This is a genomic window from Variovorax sp. R-27, from assembly GCF_049913215.1.
GTDB lineage: Bacteria > Pseudomonadota > Gammaproteobacteria > Burkholderiales > Burkholderiaceae_C > Variovorax.
The window spans coordinates 5,448,389-5,473,089 of sequence record NZ_CP183984.1; the positions used below are offsets into that span (position 1 = coordinate 5,448,389).

Annotated in this window: 26 protein-coding genes; 14 read left to right on the top strand and 12 right to left on the bottom strand. The window is 67.4% G+C overall.

Features of this window, described 5'->3' with window-relative positions; genetic code table 11:
* Positions 1-9 precede the first annotated feature (9 nt).
* The 3 genes from ACN9MV_RS25495 to ACN9MV_RS25505 form a co-directional block, all read right to left on the bottom strand.
* Complete coding sequence (locus ACN9MV_RS25495) at positions 10-1,044, bottom strand: isocitrate/isopropylmalate dehydrogenase family protein (RefSeq protein WP_426390055.1); 1,035 nt, start codon at positions 1,042-1,044, stop codon at positions 10-12.
* 74 nt (positions 1,045-1,118) lie between these two features.
* Positions 1,119-1,541: a hypothetical protein gene (locus ACN9MV_RS25500; protein WP_093077415.1), complete on the bottom strand. Its 423-nt coding sequence runs from the start codon at positions 1,539-1,541 to the stop codon at positions 1,119-1,121.
* A 32-nt stretch (positions 1,542-1,573) separates the two neighbouring features.
* On the bottom strand, positions 1,574-2,209 hold the full coding sequence (locus tag ACN9MV_RS25505) for an LpxA family transferase (RefSeq protein ID WP_426390057.1): 636 nt from the start codon (positions 2,207-2,209) through the stop codon (positions 1,574-1,576).
* 102 nt (positions 2,210-2,311) lie between these two features.
* Here ACN9MV_RS25505 and metG point away from each other — a divergent pair, with 102 nt between their 5' ends.
* Positions 2,312-4,402: a methionine--tRNA ligase gene (gene metG, locus ACN9MV_RS25510; RefSeq protein WP_093178691.1), complete on the top strand. Its 2,091-nt coding sequence runs from the start codon at positions 2,312-2,314 to the stop codon at positions 4,400-4,402.
* Positions 4,403-4,450: 48 nt separating this feature from the next.
* On the opposite strand, the gene ACN9MV_RS25515 is transcribed toward metG, so the two are convergent.
* Positions 4,451-5,122: a GntR family transcriptional regulator gene (locus ACN9MV_RS25515; protein WP_093058031.1), complete on the bottom strand. Its 672-nt coding sequence runs from the start codon at positions 5,120-5,122 to the stop codon at positions 4,451-4,453.
* Positions 5,123-5,180: 58 nt separating this feature from the next.
* Here ACN9MV_RS25515 and ACN9MV_RS25520 point away from each other — a divergent pair, with 58 nt between their 5' ends.
* The 3 genes from ACN9MV_RS25520 to ACN9MV_RS25530 are packed head-to-tail and all read left to right on the top strand — an operon-like array spanning position 5,181 to position 8,150.
* Positions 5,181-5,936, top strand: coding sequence for an enoyl-CoA hydratase/isomerase family protein (locus ACN9MV_RS25520; RefSeq protein WP_093058032.1), 756 nt, complete (start codon positions 5,181-5,183; stop codon positions 5,934-5,936).
* A gap of 49 nt (positions 5,937-5,985) precedes the next feature.
* Complete coding sequence (locus ACN9MV_RS25525; RefSeq protein WP_093058033.1) at positions 5,986-6,960, top strand: Bug family tripartite tricarboxylate transporter substrate binding protein; 975 nt, start codon at positions 5,986-5,988, stop codon at positions 6,958-6,960.
* The gene (locus ACN9MV_RS25530) at positions 6,960-8,150 is read left to right on the top strand and encodes a CaiB/BaiF CoA transferase family protein (RefSeq protein ID WP_426390060.1); all 1,191 of its coding nucleotides are present in this window, start codon (positions 6,960-6,962) and stop codon (positions 8,148-8,150) included. Before ACN9MV_RS25525 ends, ACN9MV_RS25530 begins: the two co-directional genes overlap by 1 nt.
* Positions 8,151-8,177: 27 nt before the next feature.
* Here the strand turns inward: ACN9MV_RS25530 and ACN9MV_RS25535 are convergent, their stop codons facing one another.
* Positions 8,178-9,896, bottom strand: coding sequence for an enoyl-CoA hydratase-related protein (locus ACN9MV_RS25535; protein ID WP_426390062.1), 1,719 nt, complete (start codon positions 9,894-9,896; stop codon positions 8,178-8,180).
* Between the two features lie 158 nt (positions 9,897-10,054).
* Between ACN9MV_RS25535 and ACN9MV_RS25540 the strand changes: the two genes are divergently transcribed.
* A complete protein-coding gene (locus ACN9MV_RS25540; protein ID WP_093058035.1) occupies positions 10,055-11,734 on the top strand; it encodes a SulP family inorganic anion transporter in 1,680 nt (559 codons plus the stop codon).
* Positions 11,735-11,746: 12 nt separating this feature from the next.
* Here ACN9MV_RS25540 and ACN9MV_RS25545 read toward each other — a convergent pair whose 3' ends face one another.
* Positions 11,747-12,223 (bottom strand): outer membrane protein assembly factor BamE, encoded by a 477-nt coding sequence (locus ACN9MV_RS25545; RefSeq protein ID WP_426390064.1) that lies wholly within the window; start codon positions 12,221-12,223, stop codon positions 11,747-11,749.
* Positions 12,224-12,292: 69 nt separating this feature from the next.
* Between ACN9MV_RS25545 and ACN9MV_RS25550 the strand changes: the two genes are divergently transcribed.
* The 7 genes from ACN9MV_RS25550 (at position 12,293) to ACN9MV_RS25580 (ending at position 17,888) form a co-directional block, all read left to right on the top strand.
* Positions 12,293-12,499, top strand: a complete 207-nt coding sequence (locus ACN9MV_RS25550) for a DUF3460 family protein (RefSeq protein WP_093058036.1) — start codon at positions 12,293-12,295, stop codon at positions 12,497-12,499.
* Between the two features lie 89 nt (positions 12,500-12,588).
* Entirely contained in the window at positions 12,589-13,425 is an 837-nt protein-coding gene (locus tag ACN9MV_RS25555; RefSeq protein ID WP_093058037.1) for a segregation and condensation protein A, read from the top strand.
* Positions 13,426-13,458: 33 nt separating this feature from the next.
* Positions 13,459-15,033 carry an L-aspartate oxidase gene (gene nadB, locus ACN9MV_RS25560; RefSeq protein ID WP_426393201.1) on the top strand — a complete coding sequence of 525 codons (1,575 nt, stop codon included), beginning with the start codon at positions 13,459-13,461 and terminating at the stop codon, positions 15,031-15,033.
* 68 nt (positions 15,034-15,101) lie between these two features.
* The gene (gene panB / locus ACN9MV_RS25565) at positions 15,102-15,998 is read left to right on the top strand and encodes a 3-methyl-2-oxobutanoate hydroxymethyltransferase (RefSeq protein ID WP_426390067.1); all 897 of its coding nucleotides are present in this window, start codon (positions 15,102-15,104) and stop codon (positions 15,996-15,998) included.
* 14 nt (positions 15,999-16,012) lie between these two features.
* Positions 16,013-16,852 (top strand): pantoate--beta-alanine ligase, encoded by an 840-nt coding sequence (panC, locus tag ACN9MV_RS25570; RefSeq protein ID WP_307616252.1) that lies wholly within the window; start codon positions 16,013-16,015, stop codon positions 16,850-16,852.
* A complete protein-coding gene (gene queE, locus ACN9MV_RS25575; RefSeq protein ID WP_426390069.1) occupies positions 16,849-17,487 on the top strand; it encodes a 7-carboxy-7-deazaguanine synthase in 639 nt (212 codons plus the stop codon). Before panC ends, queE begins: the two co-directional genes overlap by 4 nt.
* Before the next feature lie 38 nt (positions 17,488-17,525).
* On the top strand, positions 17,526-17,888 hold the full coding sequence (locus ACN9MV_RS25580; RefSeq protein ID WP_093077429.1) for a 6-carboxytetrahydropterin synthase: 363 nt from the start codon (positions 17,526-17,528) through the stop codon (positions 17,886-17,888).
* A 33-nt stretch (positions 17,889-17,921) separates the two neighbouring features.
* On the opposite strand, the gene nadA is transcribed toward ACN9MV_RS25580, so the two are convergent.
* The 6 genes from nadA to ACN9MV_RS25610 all read right to left on the bottom strand — a co-directional run bounded on the left by nadA (position 17,922) and on the right by ACN9MV_RS25610 (position 22,284).
* Positions 17,922-19,040, bottom strand: coding sequence for a quinolinate synthase NadA (nadA, locus tag ACN9MV_RS25585; RefSeq protein WP_426390072.1), 1,119 nt, complete (start codon positions 19,038-19,040; stop codon positions 17,922-17,924).
* Positions 19,041-19,047: 7 nt separating this feature from the next.
* Positions 19,048-19,926, bottom strand: coding sequence for a carboxylating nicotinate-nucleotide diphosphorylase (nadC, locus tag ACN9MV_RS25590; protein WP_093058044.1), 879 nt, complete (start codon positions 19,924-19,926; stop codon positions 19,048-19,050).
* Between the two features lie 25 nt (positions 19,927-19,951).
* On the bottom strand, positions 19,952-20,992 hold the full coding sequence (locus ACN9MV_RS25595) for an NAD(P)H-dependent glycerol-3-phosphate dehydrogenase (RefSeq protein WP_426390074.1): 1,041 nt from the start codon (positions 20,990-20,992) through the stop codon (positions 19,952-19,954).
* Positions 20,993-21,026: 34 nt separating this feature from the next.
* Entirely contained in the window at positions 21,027-21,491 is a 465-nt protein-coding gene (gene secB / locus ACN9MV_RS25600; protein ID WP_093058046.1) for a protein-export chaperone SecB, read from the bottom strand.
* A gap of 127 nt (positions 21,492-21,618) precedes the next feature.
* Positions 21,619-21,879 carry a glutaredoxin 3 gene (gene grxC, locus ACN9MV_RS25605; RefSeq protein ID WP_093058047.1) on the bottom strand — a complete coding sequence of 87 codons (261 nt, stop codon included), beginning with the start codon at positions 21,877-21,879 and terminating at the stop codon, positions 21,619-21,621.
* 21 nt (positions 21,880-21,900) lie between these two features.
* Positions 21,901-22,284: a rhodanese-like domain-containing protein gene (locus ACN9MV_RS25610; protein WP_371127403.1), complete on the bottom strand. Its 384-nt coding sequence runs from the start codon at positions 22,282-22,284 to the stop codon at positions 21,901-21,903.
* Between the two features lie 105 nt (positions 22,285-22,389).
* Here ACN9MV_RS25610 and gpmA point away from each other — a divergent pair, with 105 nt between their 5' ends.
* Together gpmA and ACN9MV_RS25620 are read left to right on the top strand one after the other, a co-directional pair.
* Positions 22,390-23,133 carry a 2,3-diphosphoglycerate-dependent phosphoglycerate mutase gene (gene gpmA / locus ACN9MV_RS25615; protein WP_093058049.1) on the top strand — a complete coding sequence of 248 codons (744 nt, stop codon included), beginning with the start codon at positions 22,390-22,392 and terminating at the stop codon, positions 23,131-23,133.
* Between the two features lie 125 nt (positions 23,134-23,258).
* Entirely contained in the window at positions 23,259-24,701 is a 1,443-nt protein-coding gene (locus ACN9MV_RS25620) for a S41 family peptidase (RefSeq protein ID WP_093058069.1), read from the top strand.

The following is a 24,701-nucleotide window of genomic DNA, read 5'->3' on the forward strand; positions in this document are numbered from 1 at the left end:
CCGCTCCGGTCAACCGCCGTTGATGCGGCTGACCAGCGCCTTCGTGAACGCCACCGTGCCCGCCGTGCCGCCGAGGTCGCCCGTGCGCACCTTGTCGATGTTCAGCGTCTCGTCGATGGCCGTGCGCAGGCGCGTGGCCAGTTCGGGCAGCTTCACGTGGTCGAGCATCAGCGCGGCGGCCAGCAGCAGCGCGATGGGGTTGGCGATGCCCTTGCCGGCGATGTCGGGCGCGGAGCCGTGCACCGCCTCGAAGATCGCGGCGTCGGCGCCGATGTTGGCGCCGGGCGCCATGCCCAGGCCGCCGACCAGGCCCGCCACGAGGTCGGACAGGATGTCGCCGAACAGGTTGGTGGTGACCAGCACGTCGAATTGCCAAGGGTTGAGCACCAGCTTCATCGCGCAGGCGTCGATGATGACCGTGTCGAGCTCGAACTTGCCCTTGTACTTCTTCTCGTAGAGGTCCAGGCCGGTCTCCAGGAAGATGCCCGTGAGCGCCTTCATGATGTTGGCCTTGTGCACGATCGTGACTTTCTTGCGGCCCGTGGCCACTGCCGTCTCGAAGGCGTATTCGAGCAGGCGGCGGCTGCCCTGGCGGGTGTTGATGCCGGTGGCCATGGCCACGGCGTGCGGGTCGCCGTCGATGGGCACATAGTGCTCGTGGCCGATGTAGAGGCCTTCGAGGTTCTCGCGCACGACCACCAGGTCGATCTTGTCGAAGCGGCCGCCGGGGATGATGGTGCGCGCGGGGCGCAGGTTGGCGTACAGCTGGAATTCCTCGCGCAGCCGCACGTTCGACGAGCGGTAGCCGCCGCCCGACGGGGTTTCGAGCGGGCCCTTCAGGGCCAGGCGGGTGCGGCGGATGCTGTCCAGCGTGGCTTGCGGCAGCGGATCGCCCGACGCCTTGACGCCGCCCAGGCCGGCGATCTGCGTGTCCCAGGTGAAGGGTGCCTTCAGTGCATCGAGCGCGGCCAGCGTGGCGTCGACGATTTCGGGGCCGATGCCGTCGCCGGGGATCAGGGTTGCGGGAATGGAGGGGGGGGTCATCGGCTGCGTCTCGCTTTCTGTATCGGGGGCTGGAGCATACGTCGCGCGCGAGACAGTGCCGAGCGCCCCCACGCTCAAGGCACCTTCTGCTTGAGGTGTTTGTGGTACGCGAAGGTGCCGATGACGCCCTGTACGTAGAAATAGAGGAAGAGCAGCGAAGTGAACACGTTGCCACCGCTGATACCGCCGATGCGCATCATCAGGAACTTGGAATAGATGAAGTAGAGCAGCATCAGTACCGCGCAAACACGGCTCTTCCTGTAGATCCCGAAGGACAGCCCCAGGATCACCGCGACGTCCAGCAGTTGCGCGAGACCGAAGCCGAGCAGGCTCGTCCCCGAAACCGCGATCAGAACGAAGATGAGCGTCACCGCCGCCGAAACCAGGCCAGCGCCCCAGGCAAGACGGATCTTCTTGCGTATGGCGTCTGGCACTTGCGGCGCGACGACAGGCATCAGCACTTCCGCGGTCGGTGGGGCAAAGCGATCGTCAGACATGGTCTTCTTCCTCCCTGTTTGTCGCCTCGACTTTATCGGCCGGGCAATTCCTCGTCCACCAGCGTCATGCGGTCCACGACGCGGCCCGGCACAAGCAGGGCACCGGGCGCGATCACCGCATTGGCGCCGATACGCGCCCCATCTCCGACGAGCGCACCGAACTTGTCGCAGCACGTGCCCTGCAGCGAGCCGCCCTCGCCGCTTCGCACGAGGATCTGTTTGTCGACACGCTCGTTGCGGTGGTTGCAGATGATGCTGCCGGCTTCCATGTTGACGCCCGCGCCGATCACCGAGTCGCCGACGAAGTTGAAGTGCGCGAGCGCCGTGCCCTCGAACACAAAGGACGATTTCAGCTCCACGCCCGGCCCGATGGTGCAGCGGGCGTCGACCCAGTTGCCGCCCCGCAGGTAGGCGCCGGCGGCCACGAAGCAGTCCGCCCCGAGGATCAGCGGGCCCTTGAGCACCGCGCCCGGCTCGACCCGGGCGCTGCGGTGAACGGCGACTTCGCCCTCGACGACGTAGTCGCCGGCCGGCAGCCCGGCCAGCAACCGGCGCACGATTTCAGGGGCGCGCGGCGGCAGTTCCCAGGGCTGCGAGGCAGCCCATGGCGCCAGGGGCGAACCGGTGAATCCGGCGATGTAGGCGGCGAGTTCGATGGCATGCGTCATGGGGTCGATGCTGCCATCGAACACCTCCCGGGACGCCGCCACCTAAAATGCCCGGTTCCCGTCAGTCAGTCCAGTCAGCCACTCCCGAAAGCGCCCTTCCCGATGTCCGCCCCGCGCAAGCTCTTCGTCACCACCGCCCTGCCGTATGCCAACGGCAAGTTCCATATCGGCCACATGATGGAGTACATCCAGGCCGACATCTGGGTGCGGAACCAGCGAATGAATGGCGCCGACGTCAACTTCGTCTGTGCCGACGACGCGCACGGCGCGGCCATCACCATCGCGGCCGACAAGGCCGGCGTGACGCCGCAGGCCTTCGTGGCCGAGATCGCCGCGGGCCGCAAGCCGTATCTCGACGGCTACTACATCTCCTTCGACAACTGGCACTCGACCGATGCGCCCGAGAACCACCAGCTGGCGCAGGACATCTACCGCGACCTGCGCGCCAACGGCCTGATTGCCACCAAGAGCGTCGAGCAGTTCTACGACCCCGCAAAGGGCATGTTCCTGGCCGACCGCTTCATCAAGGGCGAGTGCCCCAACTGCCATTCGAAGGACCAGTACGGCGACAACTGCGAAGTGTGCGGCGCCGTGTACGCGCCCACCGAGCTGATCAACCCCTACTCGGCCCTGTCGGGTGCAAAGCCCGAACTGCGCAGCTCGGAGCACTTCTTCTTCAAGCTGTCGGACCCGCGCTGCGAGGCCTACCTGAAGGAATGGACCGCCGCCGCGGGCCACGTGCAGCCCGAGGTGCAGAACAAGATCCGCGAATGGCTCTACAAGGACGACGAAGGCAAGGGCGGCCTCGGCGACTGGGACATCAGCCGCGACGCGCCCTACTTCGGCATCGAGATTCCCGATGCACCGGGCAAGTACTTCTACGTGTGGCTCGATGCGCCCGTGGGCTACCTGGCTTCGCTGAAGAACCTGCTCGACAAGCGCTGCATCGAACTCGGCGGCGACGGCATCTCGTACACCGAGTACATGGCCGACCCCGACCTGGAGCAGGTGCACTTCATCGGCAAGGACATCATCACCTTCCACACGCTGTTCTGGCCCGCGATGCTGCACTTCAGCGGCCGCAAGGCGCCCGACGCCGTGTACGTGCATGGCCACCTGACGGTGAGCGGCGAGAAGATGAGCAAGAGCCGCGGCACCGGCATCGACCCGCTCAAGTACCTGTCGATCGGGCTCGACCCCGAATGGCTGCGCTACTACATCGCCGCCAAGCTCAACGGCCGCAACGAGGACATCGACTTCAATCCCGAGGACTTCGTCGCGCGCGTCAACAGCGACCTCGTGGGCAAGTACATCAACATCGCGAGCCGCGCCGCTGGCTTCATCGGCAAGCGCTTCGAGGGCAAGCTGGGCGAGGTGTCGGCCGACGGCGACGCGCTGCTGTTCGCGCTGCGCGATGCAGCGCCGCAGCTGCATTCGCTGTACGACGGCCGCGACTACGCCCGCGCGCTGCGCGAGGTGATGGCGCTGGCCGACAAGGTGAACGAGTACGTCGACCAGAACAAGCCCTGGGAGCTGGCCAAGAAGGAAGGTGCCGAGGCGCGGCTGCACGACGTGTGCACCGTGTGCATCGAGGCCTTCCGCCTGCTCACGCTGTACCTGAAGCCGGTGCTGCCTGCGCTGGCTGTGAACGTCGAGGCCTTCCTGAAGATTTCGCCGCTGGTCTGGGCGGACGCCGCGCAGTCACTGCCCGCGGGCCACGCCATCGGCGAGTACAAGCACCTGATGCAGCGCGCCGACGCCAAGCTGGTCGACAAGCTGTTCGACGCACCCGAGCCCGCACCGGTTGCAGCCGCGGCGGAAGAAGCGCTGCCGGGCGGCGAAGCCATCGCGCCCACCATCACCATCGACGACTTCGCGAAGATCGACCTGCGCATCGCGAAGATCGTGGCCTGCGAAAAGGTCGAGGGCTCGACCAAGCTGCTGCGCCTGACGCTCGACGCGGGCGAGGGAAAGACCCGCAACGTGTTCAGCGGCATCGCATCGGCCTACCAGCCCGAGCAGCTCGTGGGCAAGCTCACGGTGCTGGTCGCCAACCTCGCGCCGCGCAAGATGAAGTTCGGCGTCAGCGAAGGCATGGTTCTGGCTGCGAGCCATGGCGACGAAAAGGCCCACCCGGGCATCCATGTGCTCGAGCCGTGGCCGGGCGCGACGCCGGGCATGCGCGTTCGCTGAAAGAGAAGAAGAAAAAGAAAACCAGGTCCGGCCGGGCGACTGGCCGGGCTAGCCGAACTTGTTGTTCAGCACGAGGTCGGCAAACACCTTGCCGCCCACCGAGATGTGGTCGCGCATCGCCTCCGCGGCGTTGTCCGCGTGGCCCTTCAGGATCCACTCCACCACCCGTTCGTGCTCCCGCTGTGAAGCGGCCAGGCGCCCGGGTTTCTCGAACATCCGCCCCCTGTAAGCCGCGATGCGCAGGCGCACCGTCTGCGCCTGCTCGACGATGAACGGATTGCCGCTGGCACGGTAGATCACGTCGTGCAGCACGGCGTTGGCCTGCTGGTAGGCCTCCGCGTCGTTCGCCTCCGCCTGCGCGGCGGTGCCGGCCAGCGCGCGCAGCAACTCGTCGCGCAACGCCGGGCCGATGCGCAACGCCGCCAGCCGCGCCAGCACGCCTTCAAGCTCGCCCAGCGCTTCCATCATCGCGACCAGTTCGTTCGCCCGCAGCTGGCGCACGTAGATGCCGGTGCGCGGAACGATGTCGACCAGGCCGCGCGCACTCAGCAGCAGCAGCGCCTCGCGCACCGGCGTGCGCGAGGTGTTGAAGCTCAGCGCCAGCGCCTTTTCGTCGATGGGCATGCCGGGCGACAGCGTGCCTTGCTGGATGTCTTTTTCGAGCCGGCCACGGATCTGGTCCTGCAGGCTGGGGGTGTCGAGGGTTTTCGCGGGTTGCATGGGAATCGCGATATTAGCTAACCTTACAGATATATCAATTCAGTCATTTGGTACATCAATGCTCCCAACACTCCACATCGAAGGCCCGGTCGCCTTCCTGACGCTGCGCCGCCCGCAGGCCGCGAACAAGCTCGTGCCGGAGGACCTGCCCGAGCTGGTTCGCCTCGTGGAGACGGTGAATCGCTCACCTGAAGTGCTGGTGCTGGTCCTCCGGTCCGAGGGCAAGTACTTTTGCAGCGGCTACGATATATCAGAGGTGGCCTCCAGCAGCCAGACCGAGGGGCGCAGCTTCGGCGACATGGTCGATGCGCTCGAAAACTGCCGCGCCGTCACCATCGCGGCGGTGCATGGCGGCGTCTTCGGCGGCGCCACCGACCTGGTGCTGGCCTGCGACTTCCGCGTGGGCGTGCGCGGCGCCGAGATATTCATGCCCGCCGCCCGGCTCGGCCTGCACTACTACCAGAGCGGCATGGAGCGCTATGTGTCGCGGCTCGGGCTGGACACGGCCAAGCGGCTCTTTTTGACCGCCGAAAAGCTCGACGGTCCCGCCATGCGCGACTGCGGCTTTCTCACGCAACTGGTCGACGACGCACAGGCGCTCGACGCCGAAGTACTGCGCCTGCGCACCACGCTCGCCGGCATGGCGCCGCTGGCGCTGCTCGGCATGAAGAAGCACCTGAACCAGATTGCGCGCGGCAGTGCCGACGCCGCTTCGATCCAGCGCGAAGTGCAGCGCACCGTCGCTTCCGAAGACCTGGCCGAGGGCGGCCGTGCCTGGCGCGAGAAGCGCCTGCCGGTCTTCAAGGGCCGCTGACCGGGCGCCGCCCTCCCCATCGATACGACAAGAAACCGGAGACAAAGACATGAAGCAACAACTTCGCGCCATTTCATTCGCCGCCGCGGCGCTGCTGGCTTCGGCCGGCGCCCTGGCGGACAGCTACCCCACGCGGCCGATCACGCTGGTGGTGGGCTTTCCCGCCGGCGGCGGGGCCGACACGGTGGCACGCATCGTCAGCGACAAGATGGCCAAGCTGCTGGGGCAGCCGGTGATCATCGACAACAAGCCCGGCGCGGGCACCACCATCGCGTCGGACCAGGTGGCGCGCGCGGCGCCCGACGGCTACACGCTGCTGCTGGGCAGCGCCAACCTATACGGCAGCGACAAGCTGCTCTACAAAGCCGTGAAGTACGACGGCGCGAAGAGCTTCGTGCCCATCTCGCGCTGGAGCTCGGCCCCGATGCTGCTCGCCGTCAACAAGGACGTGAGCGCAAAGACCGTGCAGGCACTGATTGCCGAAGCGCGGCAGAACCCGGGCAAGCTGGCCTATTCGTCGTCGGGCACCGGCGTGGTGACCCACCTTGCGGGCCTGTCGTTCGAAAAGGCGGCCGGCGTGACGATGCTGCATGTGCCCTACAAGGGCGGCGCCCCGTCGATCCAGGCAGTTGCCGCGGGTGATGTGCAACTGACCTTCGGCACGCCGCCGTCGGTATTGCCGATGGCCCAGGGCCAGAAGCTGCGCGTGCTGGCCGTGACCTCAGGCCAGCGTTCGCCGCTCTTTCCCGATGTGCCGAGCATTGCCGAGGCCGGCGTGAAGGGCTACGACTACACCTTCTGGTTCGGCCTGTTCGCACCGGCCGGCCTGCCGCCTGAAATGGCGCAGAAGCTGTTCGACGCCAGCGTGGCGGCACTGAACGACCCCGACGTGAAGGCGCGGATGGAAAAGTCGGGCAACGAATCGGCGCCATCGAAATCGCTCGCCGAGTTCCGCAGTTGGGCCACGGCCGAAGGCGCGAAATCGAAGGAACTCACCGAGCGCTCGGGCGCGACCGTCGAATGATGCCGGGCACTTCTTCCAACGCGTCCGCAGCCACAGCCGCAGCCACGGCGGGCCCGCTGCACGGCTTTACCGTCATCGACCTGACGCGCGTGCTCGCGGGCCCGTACTGCACGCTGCTGCTTGCCGACCTGGGCGCGCGCGTCATCAAGGTGGAGCAGCCGGGGCTGGGCGACGATGCCCGCCAGATCGGCCCGTTCGTCGAGGGCGACTCGGCCTACTTCATGTCGGTCAACCGCAACAAGGAGTCGATTGCGCTGGACCTGAAGGCGCCGGCCGACCGGGCGGTTTTCGAGTCGTTGCTGGCCACGGCCGACGTGCTGGTCGAAAACTTCCGACCCGGCACGATGGAAAAGCTGGGCTACGACTGGCCGACGCTGCATGCGCGCTTTCCGAAACTGGTGTTCACCTCGGTCTCGGGCTTCGGACAGACGGGGCCTTACAGCAGGCGCCCCGCCTACGACATGGTGGTGCAGGCGATGGGCGGAATCATGAGCCTGACCGGCCACCCCGGCGCGCCGCCGACGCGCGTGGGCGTCTCGATCGGCGACCTGGGCGCGGGCCTGTATGCGGCCATCGGCACGCAGGCCGCATTGCTGCAGCGCGGGCGCACCGGCCTGGGAGACAGGGTCGACGTGGCGATGCTCGACTGCCAGGTCGCGCTGCTCGAGAACGCGATCTCGCGCATGGAGGCCGATGGCCGCGCGCCGGGGCCCATCGGCTCGCGGCACCCGTCGATCACGCCCTTCGACGTGTTCCGTGCTTCCGACGGCTGGTTCGTGATCGCGGCGGGCAACGACGCGCTGTTCCAGCGCCTGTGCACGGTGCTGGAATTGCCGGCACTGCAGGACGACGAGCGCTTTGCCACCAACCCCGGGCGCTGCCAGCACCACGAGGTGCTGAAGCAGTTGCTCGAAGAGCGCCTGGCGTCGGCGACTTGCGCGCACTGGCAGGCGCTGCTGATGCAGCACAACATTCCCACGGGCGCCTACAACGACGTGGCCGCGGTGGTGAACGACCCGCAGGTGCAGGCGCGCGAGATGCTGGTGCAGGTGCGCACGCAGAGCGGCCGGCCGCTCACGGTGGCGGGCAACCCGGTGCACGTGGGTGGCCACCGCACGCAGGTGCTGCGGCAGCCGCCACGGCTGGACCAGGACCGCGAAGCGATTCTTGCGGAGCTGGCGCAACCCTGACGACGGAAGGCCGCGGCCTGCGCCCGCTCAGTCCGCGGCGAGCCCCAATCGGGCGACATGCGGCGGCGTGTGCAGCGCCTTCTCCTTGCGCACGAACGCGGACCGCAATGCGCGGTGCGGCTCGCTGGCATCGAAGAAATTGCGGCGCATGTGCGCCAGTTCTTCATCGCGGTACTGCTGCAGCGGCTTTGCGGCTTCGTCTTGCGCGCGCGCCGCCTGCTTCTTCGCGATGCGCGCGGCCAGGTCCGGCGAGGCGGCCAGTTGCGCGGCCAGCCGCGTCACTTCATCGCCCAACTCTTCCGGCGCGGCCTGCAGCACGCGCTCGGCCATGCCGAGTTCGACGGCGCGCCTGGCGCTCACGGGCAGGGCCGATTGGGTCAAACGCTGCGCCTCGGCGGCGCCGACGCGGCGCGGCAGGGTGTAAGTCCAGTATTCGGAGCCGTGCAGGCCCATCAGCGTGTAGTGCGGGTTGAGCACGGCGCCGTCGCGGCACCACACTTCGTCGGCCGCCAGCGCGAGCATCACGCCGCCAGCCGCCGCATTGCCGCCGAGTGCCGACACGGTGAGTCGGTCGGTGGTGCTCAGCACCGCCTCGACCAGGTCGTTCATCGCGTGGATGTTGGCCCACGATTCCTCGGCCGGGTCGTCGGCCGCCTCGATCACGTTGAGGTGGATGCCGTTGGAGAAAAAATCGCGCAGGCCGCCCAGCACCAGCACCGAGGTCGGACGGGTGCAGGCGAAGCGATAGGCCTGCAGCAGCCGGCGGCACTGCACGGTGCTCATCGCGCCGCCTGGGAATGAAAAGTTCAGCACACCGACCGCGCCATGCTCACTGTAGCGGATGTCGGACCAGGTGCGGCGTCCGGCCGGCAACTGCAGCGGCGCCGGCACCTCGGGCACTTCGAAGGGCAGCAGCTCGCCGAGCGCCTGCACGGCCGGCAGCTTGTAGCTGGGCAGCCGTGAGCCGGGCTCGCGCCAGGGGCGCAGTTGCGCGATCCATACCGCACCGTCGACAGTGGCTCGGCAGACGGCACCGGCGCGGGTGGCGATCAGCTCGCCGGGCGTGTTGCCGCGCAGCTCGTCTTCGGGATGGCCGCCGTGCAGGTACCACTGCGCGCCCAGCAGTTCATCGAGCACGCCGGGCTGCGAATCGGCCGCGCGCAACTGGCGCAGCACAAACTCGGTCGTGTCGGTCGCCCAGTCGATGCGGCGCTGCGCCTGCTTCATGAAGGGCCGCCAGCCGGCGGCAAGGGCTGCGGTCTTCTGCTTCTGGGGCTTGTACTTGCCCGAAGCGAAGCGCTCCACCGCCAGCAGCACCGCGTCGAGCGCGGCGTCGGCCACCTCGCCGCGGTAGAGGTCGCTCTTGCCGGCCAGCGGCGGCACCTTCAGCGGCGACCATGCCCAGACATCGCCCGCATCCATCTCGGCCACGGCCTCGAGCACGGTGACGCCCCAACTTTCGACGCCGCCCTGCAGCGTCCAGTCGAGCGACGAAGGCCCTCGGTCGCCCGGCGGGCCGGGATGCACGATCAGGCAGGTGTGGGCGGTCCAGATGTCCTGGGGAATGGCGGTGGTCAGCATCGGCGCCACGATGAGCTGGGGCGAATGCAGCCGCACGGCTTCGCGCAGGGCCTCGTCATTACCGAGGGCCAGCTCCACCCCGACGGTGTGGCCGCGGTCCTGGAGTTCGGCGAGAACCCGTTGCGTCAGGCTGTTGAACGCGCTTGCGACAAGCAGGATGTGCATCGGACGGACCTCGGTAATTTCGGTGACGAAATGTCAATGAATGTCAAAAATGTATCGGGATCCCTTGCTCCGGATAAGTTGAGCGAAAGTTCGCATCGGTATGACTCACCCGTCCGCGGCCTGCCGCACGGCAGGGGGCAGTCCACAATGAACGACTCATGCATTCCCCGCTGAACCTCACCCGCTTCCGCCCACGCCTGATGGATGCGCTCGCGGGGTACGACCGCGAGCGCTTCTTCAAGGACCTGGGCGCGGGCGCCACGGTCGGCATCGTGGCGCTGCCGCTGGCCATGGCCTTTGCCATCGCCTCGGGGCTCAAGCCCGAGGCGGGCATCTGGACGGCGATCATCGCGGGCTTCCTGATCTCGCTGCTGGGCGGCTCGGCGGTGCAGATCGGCGGGCCGGCGGGGGCGTTCATCGTGATCGTCTACGGCATCGTCGAGCGCTACGGCGTGGCGAACCTGCTGATTGCCACCGCGTGCGCGGGCGTGCTGCTGTTCATGGCGGGGTTGTTCGGGCTGGGGCGGCTGGTGCGCTTCGTGCCGCTGTCGATCGTGGTGGGCTTCACCAATGGCATCGCGGTGTTGATCCTGCTGTCGCAGCTCAAAGATCTGCTCGGGCTGACGGTGGCGAAGATGCCGGCCGACGTGTTCTCGCAGCTGCATGCGATGGCGCTGCAGATCGGCACCTTCAACCCCTATGCGTTCGCGCTCGGCATCGCCTGCGTGGCAGGGCTGCTGCTGTGGCCGTTGCTGCTGAGCAGCGACTCGAAGGTGGGCACCGCGGTGCTGCGCGTCGCTGGCCGGGTGGCGCGCACGCGCGCCGTGCAGGTGGGCGCGCGCATGCCGGGGCCCATCGTGGCGCTGGTCACGCTCACGCTGGTGTCATGGGGCTTCGAGCTGCCGGTGGAAACCATCGGCACGCGCTTCGGCGGCATTCCTGAAGGCGTGCCGGCCTTCGCGCTGCCCGATTTTTCGTGGGAGACGGTGAAGCAGCTCGTGACGCCCACGCTGACCATCGCGCTGCTCGGCGCCATCGAGTCGCTGCTGTGCGCGCGCGTGTCCGACCAGCTCAGCGGCCAGCCACGCCACGACCCCAACCAGGAGTTGATGGCGCAGGGCATCGCGAACATCGTCACGCCCTTCTTCGGCGGCATGCCGGCCACCGGCACCATCGCGCGCACCGTAACCAACATCCGCTCGGGCGGCACCTCGCCGATCGCGGGCATCGTGCATGCGATCACGCTGCTGGCGGTGGTGCTGCTGGCCGCGCCGCTGGCGCGCCACGTGCCGCTCGCGGTGCTGGCGGGCATCCTGGTGTTCGTGGGCCTGAACATGGGCGAATGGCGCGAGTTCACGCCCACGCAGCTGCGGCATTTCAGCCGGCACTACCGGCTGCTGATGCTGGGCACCTTCTTCCTCACGGTGGTATTCGACCTGACGGTGGCGGTGCAGGTGGGCATCGTGCTGGCCTGCGCCCTCTTCATCCGGCGCATGAACGGGCTGTTCAGCGTCGAACTGGTCACGCTGCAGCCGCCGGTGCTCACCTACAGCCTCTACGGCGCGCTGTTCTTCGGCGCGGCGGCCAAGCTCGACGAGGCGGTGAATGCCGCCGAGCGCGCGCCGCGCGGCATGACGGTGGTGCTGGACGCCACGCACCTGATCTACATCGACGCCACCGGTGTCGATGCGCTGCGGCAACTGCACCGGGCGGTGCTGGCGCGCGACGGGTTGCTGCGCATCGAGTCGTTGCAGCCGCAGCCGCTCGAGGTGCTGGTGCGTTCGGGCTTTGCCGAGGAATTGACGACGGGCCAGCCCGGCGCGTCGCACGGCGCATAGCCGCCATGGAGACTACGGGGCTTCGGTACCCCGGTCAGGCGAAGAGCCGCTGCGCACCACGCGCTGGTCGTCGTTCAGCGTGGCGGTGAAGACCATGGCCGAGTTCGGCGGCTGCACCCAGCGCCATTCCCATTCGGTCTCGCGCTTGAGCGCATAGGGCGTGACCTTGGCGGGCTTGCCCAGCATCTTGCGCAGGTCTTCCATCATCATGCCGGGCTGCACTCTGGCGAAGTTCTCGGGCGTGAGCACCTGGCGCAGCGCGCTCATCTTGCCGTCGGCACCGATGGTGATCATGTAGTTCTTCTGGCCCGCTGGCTGGCGGTTGTACTCGAACACCCGGCCACCGCCGGGGGCGTCCCAGACGTTCTCGGGCTGGCCGAAACGGGCCCGCACGTCGGCCTCTGTGGACACGCCCTCTTCAAGCTCGGAGATGTTCTTCGAGTCGCATCCCACGAGAGCCATCACCGCCGCCAGAAACCCTGTTGCCATGCCGATCTGCCATCCTCGCCGTTGCTTCATGCCGTCCCCGGTAAAATTCGCGTCATAAAGGTCCAGTCTATGTCCATCTTCCGCCGCCCCCACTACACCTCCGAGATCACGAACTTCATCGAGGAGATGAAGGAAAAGAAGCCAACGCTGGAAGCTGAACAGCGCGCCGGCCGCGCCCTCCTCTGGGACAAGCACCTCGACCGCAGCCTGCTGGAGGAGTACAGCGAAGCCCGCGTTCCGATGCAGCCGTACGTCTACCAGACCCAGGCCAAGTAATTCCCCGATGCCGATTTCCCGATGCCGATTTGACAGCAAGCTCCCGTCCGCATTGCGCCGGTCGCTATTGAAACGATAGCAATAGCCCAATGAAGAGCGACGAGGACAACGGCACGCTGGTGGTCGACATGCCCGACGTGGTCGACCAGGTCGCGCTCGCGAGGCTCTATGGCGAGCCGCTGTTCGCGATGCCGAAGGACCTGTACATCCCGCCCGAGGCGCTGCAGGTGTTCCTGGAGGCCTTCGAAGGCCCGCTGGACTTGCTGCTCTACCTGATCCGCAAGCAGAACTTCAACATCCTCGACATCCCGATGGCGGGGCTCACGCGGCAGTACCTGAGTTACGTCGACGAGATCCGCCAGACCAACCTCGAACTCGCGGCCGAATATCTGCTGATGGCCGCGATGCTGATCGAGATCAAGTCGCGCATGCTGCTGCCGCCCAAGAAGGTGGCCGACGGCGAAGAGGCCGAAGATCCGCGCGCCGAGCTCGTGCGCCGCCTGCTCGAATACGAGCAGACCAAGCTGCAGGCCGCCGCCCTCAGCGCCACGCCCACGTACGGACGCGACTTCTGGAAGGCGCAGGTCTACATCGAGCAGTCGTTGAAGCCGCGCTTCCCCGACGTGGACGTGGTCGAGCTGCGCGATGCGTGGGCCGACATCATGAAGCGCGCCAAGCTCGTGCAGCACCACAAGATCTCGCGCGAAGAGCTCAACGTGCGCGAGCACATGAGCATCGTGCTGCGCCACCTGCAGGGGCAGCGCTTCGTCGAATTCGAGAAGCTGTTCGACGTGTCGCGCGGTACGCCCGTGCTCATCGTCACCTTCATCGCGATGCTGGAGCTCGCGAAGGAAACGCTGATCGAAATCACGCAGGCCGAGGCCTTCGCCCCTATCTATGTCAGATTGGCTTATTCGCCAGCCTGACCCAACCGGTCCCCATACCCAGTGACTTCCGTCGTGCGCGACTTCGACGTCCTCATCGTCGGCAGCGGCCTGGCCGGCCTCTCGGCCGCGCTGCACCTGGCGCCCACGCACCGCGTGGCCGTGCTGACCAAGCGTGCGCTGAACGACGGCTCCAGCGCATGGGCGCAAGGCGGCATCGCGGCCGTGCTGGCGGCGGGCGACAGCTTCGATGCGCACGTGGAAGACACGCTGGTGGCCGGCGCCGGCCTGTGCGACCCCGAGGCCACGCGCTTCGTGGTCGAGCACGCACCCGAGGCCATCGGCTGGCTGCGCGAGCTGGGCGTGCCCTTTTCCGAGGAAGACGGCAGCCTGCACCTGACGCGCGAGGGCGGCCACAGCCAGCGCCGCATCGTGCACGTGACCGACGCCACCGGCGCGGCAGTGCAGCAGGTGCTGATCGAGCGGGTGCGGCGCACGCCGAACATCACGCTGTTCGAGCATCACACGCTGGTCGACCTGATCACCGGGCCCAAGATCGGGCTCGATGACCCGGCCTGCCTGGGCCTCTACGCACTCGACGACGAGACCGACGAGGTGCTGGCCTTCCGCGCGCCGCACACCATCCTGGCCACCGGCGGCGCGGGCAAGGTGTACCTGTACACCACCAACCCCGACACCGCCACCGGCGACGGCATTGCCGCTGCGTGGCGCGCGGGCTGCCGGGTGTCGAACATGGAGTTCATCCAGTTCCACCCGACCTGCCTGTATCACCCGCATGCAAAGTCTTTCCTGATCAGCGAGGCGGTGCGCGGCGAAGGCGGGCTGCTCAAGCTGCCCGATGGAACCCGCTTCATGCCGAAGCACGACGAGCGTGCCGAACTCGCACCGCGCGACGTGGTGGCCCGCGCGATCGACTTCGAGATGAAGAAGCATGGCCTCGATTGCGTGCACCTCGACATCTCGCACCAGCCGGCAGCGTTCCTGAAGGAACACTTCCCCAACATCCTCGCGCGCTGCCTGGAGCTGGGCATCGACATCACGCGCGAGCCCATTCCCGTGGTGCCGGCCGCGCACTACACCTGTGGCGGCGTGCTCAGCGACCTGAGCGGGCGCACCGACATCCCGGGCCTCTACGCCATCGGCGAGACCGCCTGCACCGGCCTGCACGGCGCCAACCGCCTGGCCAGCAACTCGCTGGTCGAGTGCATGGTGTTCGCGCGCGCCGCGGCCAGCGCCATTGCCGCGGCTCCAGCACGCGAGCGCGCCGAGCTGCCCGCCTGGGACGACAGCCGCGTCACCGACGCCGATGAAGCCGTGGTCATCTCGCACAACTGGGACGAGCTGCGCCGCTTCATGTGGGACTACGTCGGCATCGTGCGCACCAACAAGCGCCTGGAGCGCGCGAGCCATCGCATCGCGCTGCTGCAGGCCGAGATCCAGGAGTTCTATGCGAACTTTCACGTCACGCGCGACCTGCTCGAACTGCGCAACCTGGTGCAGGTGGCCGAGCTGATCGTTCGTTCCGCGCAGGCCCGCCACGAGAGCCGTGGCCTGCATTTCAGCCGCGACTATCCTTCGCTCGCCGAGCCCACCGCACCCACGGTGCTGGTGCCGCCGGACGGCCGATAGCCCTACCCGCTTCGTTTTCTTCACTCAAGGATGCCCGGCCACCGACGCCCGCAGGGAGAAACCCAACCATGTCGAACACCACGCCCCCAATCACCGACACGCCGCCCGCTTCGCCCTACGGCACGCTGCCGCCGGCCTCCCCGCCTGCCTCGCGCAAGCCCGTGAGCCTGCCGCGCCTGGCCGACATGCATGCGCGCGGCGAGAAGATCGCGATGCTCACGGCCTACGACGCCACCTTCGCGGCCATGGCCGACACCGCGGGCATCGACTGCCTGCTGGTCGGCGATTCGCTCGGCATGGTCTGCCAGGGCCTGAACAGCACGGTGGGCGTGAGCCTGGACACCATGCGCTATCACACCGACAGCGTCTCGCGCGGCCTGCGCCGCGTGCAAGGCACGACCTGGCTGATTGCCGACCTGCCCTTCGGCAGCTACCAGGAATCGCGCGAACAGGCGCTGCGCAGCGCCACCGTGCTGATGCAGGCCGGCGCACACATGGTCAAGCTCGAAGGCGGCGGCTGGACCACCGACACGGTGCGCTTCCTGGTCGAGCGCGGCATCCCGGTGTGCGCCCACCTCGGCCTGACGCCGCAGACGGTGCATGCACTGGGCGGCTACCGCGTGCAGGGCAAGGGCGACGCCGCTGGCGCGCTGCTGAAGCAGCAGGCCCACGCGCTGCAGGACGCGGGCGCCGCAATGCTGGTGCTCGAAATGGTGCCGGCCGCGCTGGCCGCCGAGCTCACCGCCGAGCTGAAGCACTGCGCCACCATCGGCATCGGCGCCGGCAAGGCCACCGCCGGGCAGGTGCTGGTGTTGCACGACATGCTTGGCATCAACCTCGGGAAGATGCCGAAGTTCGTGCGCAACTTCATGGCCGACGCGCCGGGCGTGCTGCCCGCCCTCAGGGCCTACGTGCAGGCCGTCAAGGACGGCAGCTTCCCCGACGACCGACTCCACGCCTGGTAAGGAAGGAAACCCTCATGTACATCGCACACACCATCGCCGAACTTCGCGACCACCTGGCCGCCTTCAAGCGCCCCGCCTTCGTCCCCACCATGGGCAACCTGCACGACGGCCACCTGGCCCTGGTGAAGCAGGCCAAGCCACTGGGCGACGTGACGGTGGCCAGCATCTTCGTGAACCGCCTGCAGTTCCTGCCGCACGAAGACTTCGACACCTACCCGCGCACCTGGGACAGCGACTGCGAGAAGCTGCGCACCGCCGGCTGCGACGTGCTGTTCGCGCCGGATGAGAAAGCGCTCTACCCCGAGCCGCAGACCTGCAAGGTGCACCCCGACCCGGCGCTGGCCGACATCCTCGAAGGGCATTTCCGCCCTGGCTTCTTCATCGGCGTGTGCACGGTGGTGATGAAGCTCTTCCAGTGCGTGCAGCCGCGCGTGGCCGTGTTCGGCAAGAAGGACTACCAGCAGCTGATGATGATCCGGCACATGGTGCGGCAGTTCGCGCTGCCCATCGAGATCGTGGGCAGCGAGACCTTCCGCGCCGACGACGGCCTCGCGCTGTCGTCGCGCAACGGCTACCTGAGCGAGAGCGAACGCGCCGAGGCCGTGCAGCTGTCGAAGGCGCTGAAGGCAATGGCCGAGGCGGTGCGCGCGGGCGAACGCGACCTGGCCGCGATCGAAGCGCGGGCCATGCAGATGCTCACGCAACGCGGCTGGCAGCCTGACTATCTGGTGCTGCGGCGCCGTGCCGACCTGCAGGCACCGGCCGCGGGCGAACCGCTCGTGGCGCTGGCCGCTGCACGCCTGGGCAGCACGCGGCTGATCGACAACCTCGAGATCGACACACCGGCCTCATGACTTACAGCGTCAAAGAAATCTTCTACACCCTGCAAGGCGAAGGCGGCCAGGCGGGCATGCCGGCCGTGTTCTGTCGCTTTGCAGGCTGCAACCTCTGGACGGGCCGCGAGGAAGATCGAGCCTCCGCCGTCTGCCGTTTCTGCGACACCGATTTCGTCGGCACCGACGGCACGCGGGGCGGCAAGTTCAAGACCGCCGACCTGCTTGCCGACACCATCGCCGCGCAATGGCCAGCCGCAGATGCCGACCATCGCCTCGTGGTTCTGACCGGTGGCGAGCCGTTGCTGCAGGTAGACGCCGCGCTGGTCGACGCGCTGCACGCGCGGCGCTTCCGCATCGCAGTCGAGAGCAATGGCACGGTCGAGGCGCCCGAAGGCATCGACTGGCTGTGCATCAGCCCCAAGGCCGGCGCGACATGGGTGCAGCAGCGCGGCCAGGAGTTGAAGCTGGTGTGGCCGCAGACCGAGTTCGACCTCGACACGATGGCGCGCACAGGCGAGTTCACGCACCGCTTTTTGCAGCCGATGGACGGGCCCGACCGGGTCGCGAACACCGAGCTTTGCATTGCCGAATGCATGAAGCAGCCGGTTTGGCGCCTGAGCGTGCAGACGCACAAGATCACCGGGATCCGCTGAGACTGCGGCCCTTTTTCCTCTGAGTTTCTTTTTTGACGATGCGATTCACCATCAGCCAACGCTTTTTCTTCGACGCCGCCCACACACTGAAGCGCGAGATCGAAGTCGAAGGCAGCCGCCGTATCCACGGCCACACGTACCACGCGGAGGTGTGGCTTGCGGGCGAGCGCGATCCAGTGACGGGGATGGTGATCGACCTGGGGTTGCTGCGTCGGCGGCTGGAAGATGTGCGCGAGAAGCTCGACCATCACCTGCTGGATGACGTGCCGGGGCTGCATCCGCCGACGCTGGAGAACCTGTGCGTGTTCATTGCGGATGCGCTGCCGGACTTGCGGCCCTCGCTGGCCCGCGTGCGTGTGTGGCGCGAGGCGCTGGGCGACAGCTGCACCGTGGACTTCTAGGTTCCCCCCAGAGCGGGAAGGAGCAAGACAGGGTCAGGCGGCGCCCATGCCTGCTACCAAGCTGCCGGGCGCCTGCCCGTTCTTCAGCCCGGCAGTAAACGCCAGCATCCGGTCGATCGGCACGCGCGCCCGCAGGCCCAGCGCCGGGTCGACATGGATCTCGCCCGCGCCCGTTTCCAGCGCATTCGCCAGCTCGACCAGCCCGTTCATCGCCATCCAAGGGCAATGAGCGCAGCTCTTGCAGGTGCCGCCGTTGCCGGCCGTGGGCGCCTCGATGAAGACCTTGCCGGGGTTCAGCGTGCGCAGCTTGTGCAGCATGCCGCTGTCGGTGGCAACGATGAATTCGCTGGCATCCATACGCTGTGCCGCGTTCAGGATGGCCGAGGTGGAGCCCACCGCATCCGCCAGCGCGATCACGTCAGACGGGGACTCGGGGTGTACCAGCACCTTCGCCTTCGGATGCTCCTTCATGAGCAGTTCGAGCTCCAGCGCCTTGAACTCGTCGTGCACGATGCAGGCGCCGTTCCAGCTGACCATGTCCGCGCCGGTCTGGCGCTGGATGTAGTCGCCCAGGTGGCGGTCGGGGCCCCAGAGAATCTTCTGCCCCGCCGCGTGCAGCGCGTTCACCACGTCGAGCGCGCAGCTGGAGGTGACCAGCCAGTCGGCGCGCGCCTTCACGGCCGCGCTGGTGTTGGCGTAGACGACCACGGTGCGGTCGGGGTGCTGGTCGCAGAAGGCGCTGAACTGCTCGACCGGGCAGCCCAGGTCGAGCGAGCAGTTCGCGTCGAGGTCGGGCATCAGCACGCGCTTTTCGGGCGAGAGGATCTTCGAGGTCTCGCCCATGAAGCGCACGCCCGACACCACCAGCGTCTGCGCGGCGTGGTCGCGGCCGAAGCGCGCCATTTCGAGCGAATCGCTCACGATGCCGCCGGTTTCCTCGGCAAGGTCCTGCAGGTCGGGGTGCACGTAGAAGTGCGACACCATCACCGCGTTGCGTTCGCGCAGCAGGCGGCGGATGCGCTCCTTCAACGCGATGCGCTCGTCGGGCGAAGGCTCGGCCGGCACTCGGGCCCAGGCGTGGCGCGTGTCGCAGACGGCGCCGGCCTTTGCGGCGGGCTGCTCGTAGTCGACGTCGATGACCGGAGACGACATGGGCGGATCAGCTTTCCAGAAAACGCATCGAGTAGTCGATGGCTTTGACATCCTTGGTCAATGCGCCGACCGAAATACGGTCTACCCCGGTTTCGGCCAGTGCGCGCAGACCGTCCAGTGTGACGCCACCGGATATCTCCAGCACGGCCTTGCGGTCTTCGCCGGCTTCGTCGTTGATGCGCACGGCCTCGCGCAGCGTGGGCAAGTCCATGTTGTCGAGCAGCACCATGCGCGCGCCTGCTTCCAGCGCTTCGCGCAGCTGGGTCAGTGTTTCGACCTCGACTTCGACGAAGGCGGCTTGCGAGGCAACCGGTGCCACCGCGCGCAGGGCCGCAGCCACGCCACCGGCCGCGGCGATGTGGTTTTCCTTGATGAGCACGGCGTCGTAAAGGCCGATGCGGTGGTTCAGGCCACCGCCGGTGCGCACCGCGTACTTCTGCGCGAGGCGCAGGCCCGGAATGGTCTTGCGGGTGTCGACGATGCGGGCGCGCGTGCCGCGCACGGCGTCGGCGTACAGGGCGGTCTTGGTGGCGACCGCGCTCAGCAACTGCAGGAAGTTGAGCGAGGTGCGCTCGGCCGTCAGCAGCGCGCGGGCGGCACCTTCGATTTCGAGCACGGTCTGGTCGGCCGCGCAGCGCTCGCCTTCGGCACACAGCCAGTGGATACGCACTTGCGGATCGAGCTGCCGCAGCGTGGCCTCGACCCAGGGCGCGCCGCACACGACGGCGGATTCGCGCGCCAGCACGCGGGCGCGGGCGGTGCGGGCCGGGTCGACCAGCGACGCGGTGAGGTCGCCGTCGGCGACGTCTTCCTGCAATGCGCGGGTGGCATCGGACAGGGCCAGCGCGGCCACGGCCGACGCTGAAAAATCAAAGCGAAGGCTCATGGCTCTTTGTCTCTGCGTTTTTTTATTAAGAGGAATGGCGAGGAGAAGCCGCAGCGCCGGGCGGCACGGATTCCGGCACCGGGTCGCGGCCGGTCAGGGCGGCCACCGCGTCTTGCGGGCTCACGCGGCCGTCGAGCAGCGCGACCACGCCTTCGGCGATCGGCATCTCGATACCGAGGCCACGCGCGCGCTGCACCACGGTGCGGGCGCAGTACACGCCTTCGGCCACATGGCCCAGCGAATCGACGGCCTGCGCCAGCGTGCGGCCCTGGGCCAGCAGCAGGCCGACCTTGCGGTTGCGCGACAGGTCTCCGGTGGAGGTCAGCACCAGGTCGCCCAGGCCCGAAAGGCCCATGAAGGTTTCGGCGCGGGCGCCCAGCGCGAGGCCGAAGCGCGTCATTTCTGCGAGGCCCCGGGTGATGAGCGCCGCGCGAGCGTTGAGCCCGAGCGCGAGGCCGTCGCACAGGCCGGTGGCGATGGCCAGCACGTTCTTCACCGCGCCGCCCACTTCCACGCCCACGATGTCCTCGTTGGCGTAGACGCGCAGCGCGGGGCCGTGGAAGGCGTCGACCAGCGTGTCGCGCACGGCGGCATGCGGGCTGGCGGCCACCAGCGCGGTCGGGCGCCCTTCGGCAACCTCCTGCGCGAAGCTGGGGCCGCTGAGCACGCCCGCTCTCAAATCAGGAGCAACCTGCATCCATATTTCGTGGGCGAGCAGGCCGAAGGATGCGGGTGAGGCGTCAAGTGCGGGCTCAACGCCCTTGCACAGCCACGCCACCGCCGCAGTAGTGCCACGCAGTGCAATGAGTTGTTCACGCAGGGCAGCCATGGGGGTGGCCACGATGACGAGGTCGGCGCCGGCCTGTGCCTGGCCGATGTCGCCCGCGCGCACGGCGAGCGAGGCCGGCAGTGCCAGCCCGGGCAGGTAGCGGGTGTTTTCGCGCGCGGCCGACATGGTGTCGGCCTGGGCGGCATCGCGCGCCCAGAGCGTGACCTCGTGGCGAGCCGCCGCGTTGACAGCGACTGCCGTGCCCCAGGCACCGGCGCCATGAACGCAGATCTTCATCGGCGTTGGCGACATCGAGGGCGTTGGGCGCTGTTTACTGCGCCAGGGTCGGCGCAGCCTGGCCGGCGGCCTGCGCCTGCTGCTGCTCGTACATCGCCTGGAAGTTGATTTCAGCCAGGTGCACGGGCGGGAAGCCGCCGCGCTGGATCACGTCGGCCACGTTGCCGCGCAGGTACGGGTAGACGATCTGCGGGCAGGCGATGCCCAGGATGGCGCCCATCTGCTCTTCCGGCAGGTGGCGGATTTCGAAGATGCCGGCCTGCTTGGCTTCGACCAGGAACACGGTCTTGTCGCCGATCTTGGTCTGCACGGTGGCCGACACGGTGATCTCGAAGATGCCGTCGGTCACGGGCTGGGCGTCCACGCCGAGCTGGATGTCGACGGTGGGCTGCTCCTGCTCCAGCAGGATCGCGGGCGAATTGGGTTGTTCGAGCGACAGGTCCTTGAGGTAGACGCGCTGGATCTGGAAAACGGGATCTTGGGCTTGCTGGTCGGCCATGGCTGAACTTTCGAGGATCAAAACAATGCCCGCCGGGGAGAGGTTCCCGCAGCGGGCTGCAGATGGATGAGCGAACGATTATCGCCCGGCGACCGCGCCACTTCCGTGACGCCGGTTGCTTTGTGTTTCAGGCGCTCTGCAGCAGGGGCACGAGGCCGCCGCGGCTGTCGAGGGCCATCAGGTCGTCGCAGCCACCCACGTGGGTGTCGCCGATGAAGATCTGCGGCACCGTGCGGCGCTGGGTGATTTCCATCATGGTGTTGCGGGCCTGGGGGTCGGTGTCGATGCGGATCTCTTCTATCTGCTCGACGCCCTTGGACTTCAGGATTTGCTTCGCACGCGTGCAGTAGGGGCAAACGGCGGTGGTGTACATCTTGACTGCTTGCATACGCTCTATCTCGGGGAGATTTCAGGCCTTTTCAACGGGCAGGTTAGCGTCTTTCCAGGCTTTCAGCCCGCCGGCCACGGCTTGGGCCTGCTCGTAGCCCAGCTTCTTGGCCATGGCCACGGCGCGCTGGGCGCGGGCGCCGGTGGCGCATACCAGCAGCAGCGGCACGGTCTTGTTCTTGACCGCGCCGGTGAGCTTTTCCTCGAGCTGGTTCAGGGGAATGTTCTTGGCGCCGATCATGTGGCCGGTGGCGAATTCTTCCGCCTCGCGCACATCGACAAGCACCGCGCGCTCGCGGTTGATGAGCTGCACGGCACCCTGCGCCGTGAGCGTTCCGCCGCCCGCCCCCCGCACCAGCGGCCAGGCCAGCATGGCTCCCGAGCTGAGCGCGATCAGGATCAGCATCCAGTTCGCGGTGACGAATTCGATCAATTTCACGGGGGTTCCTTGAATGGCAAACCGGGGATTTTAGAATGCGAGGTTTCGCAAGCGCAGCCAAAGGCCTCCCACATGCACAAACTGGTATTGATCCGTCACGGCGAATCCACCTGGAATCTCGAAAACCGCTTCACCGGATGGACCGACGTGGACCTGACCGAGACCGGCGTGGAGCAGGCCAAGCAGGCCGGCCGGCTGCTCAAGGCCGAAGGTTACGACTTCGACGTCGCCTACACGAGCGTGCTCAAGCGCGCCACCCGCACCCTGTGGCACACGCTCGACGAACTCGATCGCACCTGGCTGCCCGTGGTCCATTCCTGGCGCCTGAACGAGCGCCACTACGGCGGCCTGCAGGGCCTGAACAAGGCCGAAACCGCCAAGAAGTACGGCGACGAGCAGGTGCTGGTCTGGCGCCGCAGCTATGGCACCCCGCCCCCACCCCTGGAAGCCGACGACCCGCGCAGCGAGCGCAGCGACGTGCGCTACGCCAAGCTGGCGCCCGAACAGATTCCGCTGACCGAGTGCCTGAAAGACACGGTGGCGCGCGTGCTGCCCTTCTGGAACGAGTCGATGGCGCCGGCCATCCGCACCGGCCGCCGTCTGGTCGTGGCGGCCCATGGCAACTCGATCCGGGCGCTGGTGAAGTACCTCGACGGCATCTCCGACGACGCCATCGTCGGCCTGAACATCCCGAACGGCATTCCGCTGGTCTACGAGCTCGACGACGACCTCAAGCCCCTGCGCCACTACTATCTCGGCGATGCCGCAGCCGCCGAAAAGGCAGCCGCAGCGGTGGCATCGCAAGGCAAGGGCTGAAAAGACCGGTAAAGACCGCCCTGAAAGCCCCTGCCCGGCGCTCCATCCGTGGAACCCCGGCAAACAAATTGCTTCCAAGCTGTGTATATTGATTCGACAGCCGCCGACAAGGACAACCACTCATGATGGGCCAGAAACTGAAGATCACCGGCTGGGTCGCCGCCGGCGCCGTAGCAGGCGTCCTGACCACCGTCTCGTTGCAGACAGTCGCACGCGGTTCGCTTGCGCCACTGCCGCTCGAGGAATTGCAGCAGCTCGCTGCCGTCTTCGGCATGGTCAAGAGCGACTACGTCGAGCCGGTCGACGAGAAAAAGCTCATCTCCGACGCCATTTCGGGCATGGTTGCCGGCCTCGATCCGCATTCCCAGTACTTCGACAAGAAGTCCTTCAAGGAATTCAGGGAAGGCACCACCGGCCGCTTCGTCGGCGTGGGCATCGAGATTTCGCAGGAAGACGGCCTCATCAAGGTCGTCTCGCCCATCGAAGGCTCCCCTGCTTTCCGCGCCGGCCTGAAGCCCAATGACCTGATCACCAAGATCGACGACACCGCCGTGCGCGGCCTGTCGCTGAACGAGGCGGTCAAGCGCATGCGCGGTGAGGCCAACACCAAGGTGCTGCTGACCATCTTCCGCAAGGACGAGAGCCGCACCTTCCCGGTGACGATCACGCGCGAAGAAATCCGCACGCAGTCGGTCCGCGGCAAGATGATGGAACCCGGCTATGGCTGGATCCGCCTGTCGCAGTTCCAGGAGCGCACCGTCGACGACTTCGTCAAGAAGATCGACGACCTGTACAAGGAAGACCCGAACCTCAAGGGCCTGGTGCTCGACCTGCGCAACGACCCGGGCGGCCTGCTCGACGCGGCGGTGGCGGTGTCGTCGGCCTTCCTGCCCGAGAACGTCACGGTGGTCACCACCGACGGCCAGCTGGCCGAAAGCAAGTCGGTCTACAAGGCTGCGCCGGAGTTCTACCAGCGCCGTTCGGGCAGCGACCCGCTGCGCAGCCTGCCGGCCGCGCTCAAGAGCGTGCCGCTGGTGGTGCTGGTGAACGAAGGCTCGGCCTCGGCCAGCGAGATCGTGGCCGGCGCGCTGCAAGACCACAAGCGCGCGACCATCATGGGCAGCCAGACCTTCGGCAAGGGCTCGGTGCAGACGGTGCGCCCGCTCGGCCCCGACACCGGCCTGAAGATCACCACGGCGCGCTACTACACGCCGAGCGGCACCTCGATCCAGGCCAAGGGCATCGTGCCCAACGTGCTGATCGACGAAAGCGCCGAAGGCAGCCCGTTTGCCGCCCTGCGCATGCGCGAGGCCGACCTCGAGAAGCACCTGGCCAGCGGCCAGGGCCCCGAAGTCAAGGACCCGGAACGCGAAAAGGCCCGCGACGAAGCCCGCAAGCGCCTCGAGGAAGAAGCCAAGAAGCCGCCGCAGGACCGCAAGGTACCCGAGTTCGGCACCGACAAGGACTTCCCGCTGGTGCAGGCGCTCAACCGCCTGAAGGGCCAGCCGGTGCTGGTCAGCAAGACGCAGATCATCGTCGACAACAAGGAAGAGAAGAAAGAGAACTGA